This window comes from Nostoc sp. NOS(2021) (assembly GCF_017115025.1).
GTDB lineage: Bacteria > Cyanobacteriota > Cyanobacteriia > Cyanobacteriales > Nostocaceae > Nostoc.
Map to the genome: position 1 here is coordinate 1 of NZ_JABXKM010000009.1, position 3,700 is coordinate 3,700.

Annotated in this window: 2 protein-coding genes; both read left to right on the forward strand. The window is 45.5% G+C overall.

From position 1 onward, the window contains the following. Positions 1-756: 756 nt before the first annotated feature. On the forward strand, positions 757-2,001 hold the full coding sequence (argJ, locus tag HWQ41_RS00160) for a bifunctional ornithine acetyltransferase/N-acetylglutamate synthase (RefSeq protein WP_292758587.1): 1,245 nt from the start codon (positions 757-759) through the stop codon (positions 1,999-2,001). A 168-nt stretch (positions 2,002-2,169) separates the two neighbouring features. After that, complete coding sequence (locus tag HWQ41_RS00165) at positions 2,170-3,495, forward strand: DUF58 domain-containing protein (RefSeq protein WP_292758590.1); 1,326 nt, start codon at positions 2,170-2,172, stop codon at positions 3,493-3,495. Positions 3,496-3,700: the final 205 nt, after the last annotated feature.

A 3,700-nucleotide genomic window follows, 5' to 3' on the forward strand; every position in this document is an offset into this window, starting at 1 on the left:
CCCCATGCCCAATGCCCCAAGTCAGTATTTTCCCGGTGTTTCTTCACAGAATCTTCATATAAAAAATGGTGACAACCCGCATACCTAAAATGATATGCTGTGGTAAGTAGATGCACCCTGATGATCTGGAGAGCTGCCTAAGTAGCTCTCTTTTTTATTTTATTTTTGTGGTATTTACGGTTAACTTTATAATAATATTAAAAATAATTTCCAAAAAATAAGTATTAACCCTTAGATTATAAATTATAGAGTGTACCAAGTAGATGCACCGTGATGATCTGGAGAGCGACCCAAGTGGCTCTCATTTTTTGCTTTTGTCTTTCGTCATAAGAAAGGTAAAAACAATTATGCCAATCGCCAACTAGTGCATTATTATTGCCATCAGTAAATAAACTCACAATAAAAGGGACTGGGAAGCAGAGGAAGTAGAGCGAAACTATTGAAGAAGAATGCAGAATCCAGAATCCAGAATCCAGAATTCACCAATCTTTCAGTCGGGGATTCAGCGCAAAGTGCGGTCTTGGGGTCTCCCCAAGAGGAGCAACTTTGTAAGAGAGACCCGCGACTTTCTTGTTGACCACAAAACTAGAATTTTTGGTGGGGGTGCAAAAACTCCGATTATTCATCCGCTTTTTCGCAGAGAATTCATTCTGAATTCTGACTCCTGACTCCTGAATTCTGTTCGATAACTCCTAACTCAGCACTTTTGGAAAGCACAAATTGACCTATCCAACCTGATAGTTATAAGGAAGAATAATGGCAGAAGATTGGCAAAAAATAACGGGTGGCATCACAGCACCAAGGGGGTATCAGGCGGCGGGAATTACCGCAGGATTGAAACCTTCGGGGTTGCCAGATTTAGCTTTGATATTTTCAGAGGTAGAAGCGATCGCAGCTGGTGTATTTACCACCAGCCAAGTTAAAGCTGCCTGTGTAGAATATTGTCGCCAACGCTTGCAAGCTAAACATAGCGCTCGCGCCATCCTCTGCAACGCCGGACAAGCAAATGCGGCTACAGGGACTCAAGGCTACCTTGATGCTTCAGAATCTGCTATGGCAGTAGCCCAAGCATTGAACATCTCGTCTGAATCTGTGTTATTGGCTTCCACTGGCGTGATTGGTCAAAGAATTAAGATGGATGCTTTGCGAAGTGGAATTCCCAAGGTAGTAGCAGCACTCTCAGAAACAGGCTCAGATGCCGCCGCCGGAGCAATTATCACTACAGACTTGGTAACAAAATCCATTGCTCTAGAGACAACTATAGGCGATCGCCCGGTACGAATTGGTGGCATTGCCAAAGGTTCCGGTATGATACATCCCAACATGGCAACCATGCTGGCATTTGTGACTTGTGATGCTGTAGTTTCGCCTCACCTTTGGCAGCAAATGTTAGCAAGGGCGGCTGATAGAAGCTTTAATTCCATTACCGTAGATGGTGATACTAGCACCAACGACAGCTTAATTGCCTTGGCAAACGGTCAATCTCGCACTCCAGCAATTACAGAATGGGGTGCAGAAGCAGAGAAATTAGAGGCAATGTTAACAGCAGTTTGCCAGCATTTAGCCAAAGCGATCGCTCGTGATGGTGAAGGCGCAACCTGCCTAATTGAAGTGGAAGTGACAGGCGCCCATGACGAACTCTCAGCTAGGCAAATAGCCAAAACCATCGCTGGTTCATCCTTAGTTAAATCTGCAATCTTTGGACGTGACCCCAACTGGGGACGCATCGCCGCCGCCGGAGGACGTGCAGGTGTGCCCTTTGAGCAAGAGAACCTGCAAATTAAGCTAGGGAATTTTTTAATGTTAGAAAATGGTCAACCTCTGCAATTTGACCGTGCAGCAGCGAGTGCTTATTTGAAAAAAGCAGCAGGGGGTGCTTATCTCCAACAGGATACGGTGTTAATCTCCGTTAATGTTGGCAATGGTTATGGTTCAGGTAAAGCTTGGGGTTGTGATTTGAGTTACGACTATGTGAGGATTAACGCCGAATATACTACGTGAACTACTCCAACTAGGCTTTAATCTAAAATCCCCATGCAAAACCGCACTTTAAGAGGAACATACATCGGACAACCTTTAGCCACTCAAATCCCCGTCCTTTTTAACCGCTTTGCCCATGATCACGTAGGTTAAGCTAATCGTCATTCTCCTAAGTTCTGACTCTAAAAAATGGTTCCTTCCAGACGAGTTTATTTATTGTTGGTTTTGGGTATAGCGATCGCCCTGATCCTATCCCTTTTTCTCAACATTACAGCAGCGATCGCCATCACTTTACTATTTGATGCGATCGTTCTCGGATTGATGGTTGTAGATGGTTTACAGGTGCGGCGTTCTCGCGTGCAAATTAGCCGCGAATTACCGTCACGATTATCCATTGGGCGGGATAATCCAGTGGTGCTGAAAGTGACATCGCCAAATACTAACGCCCTAATTGAAATCTGCGACTACTACCCAACAGGGTTTGGCATATCTGCACCCGCACTCCGGGCTATTGTTCCCAATAACAGCACCCAGGAATTGACGTATACCGTCAAGCCGACACAACGGGGAGAGTTTCCTTGGGGAAATATTCAAGTCCGACAGTTGGGACTTTGGGGATTAGCTTGGGATGATTGGCAAATTCCCCAAAGTCTGCCAGTGAAAGTTTATCCTGATTTAGTGGGATTGCGATCGCTCACAATTCGTCTGACACTGCAATCATCGGGATCAATGCGCCAATCTCGCAAAACTGGTATTGGTACAGAGTTTGCCGAACTGCGGAACTATCGCACTGGTGACGATTTGCGGTTTATTGATTGGAAAGCTACCGCCCGTCGGGTTGGGGCGTATAGTAATGCAATGCCACTGGTGCGGGTTTTGGAACCAGAACAGGAACAAACATTACTTATCTTGCTCGATCGTGGCCGGTTGATGACGGCAAAAGTGCAGAGTTTGCAGAGATTTGACTGGGGAATGAATGCAACTTTATCCTTAGCTTTGGCGGGATTACATCGAGGCGATCGCGTGGTAGTTGGTGTATTTGACCGCCAGATGCATACGTGGATTCCCCCAGAACGTGGTCAACATCATTTAAATCAGCTAATTGATCGCCTAACTCCAATTCAACCAGTGTTATTTGAATCTGATTATTTGGGGGCGGTGACAAATGTTTTGCAGCGTCAAACTCGCAGGGCGCTTGTAGTCGTGATTACCGACTTAGTTGATGTCACCGCCTCTACAGAACTCTTGGCCGCACTCTCCAAGCTAGCACCCCGCTATCTCCCGTTTTGCGTGACTCTGCGAGATCCGCAAGTTGATCGTCTGGCACACACCTTCACAGATGATGTTACAGATGCTTATGCCCGTGCAGTGGCACTCGATTTATTAATGCAACGACAAGTAGCATTTGCCCAGTTGAAACAAAAAGGTGTATTGGTACTAGATGCACCAGCAAATCAAATTGCCGATCAGTTAGTTGAGCGATATCTGCAACTCAAAGCGCGAAATCAACTTTAGCGGCGTTGCATTGATTAATCGGATGGGAGATGCTTAAAATAGTACTTCCAAATCCGTGCCGCTTAGGAACGTGGATTAAATAAAATGCAAAACTTTATCCTATATCTAGCTTCCCTCTCCTTTATAAGGAGAGGGATTGAGGGTGATATCATGTCCGGGTAATTAGTTGTTATTCCCATAGTCATTGCACCCCACCCCTTAATCC

What these genes read in the sequence shown, in the direction of transcription:
- argJ (WP_292758587.1), top strand. Translation starts at nt 757, where the DNA reads ATGGCAGAAGATTGGCAAAAAATAACGGGTGGCATCACAGCACCAAGG.
- HWQ41_RS00165 (WP_292758590.1), top strand. Translation starts at nt 2,170, where the DNA reads ATGGTTCCTTCCAGACGAGTTTATTTATTGTTGGTTTTGGGTATAGCG.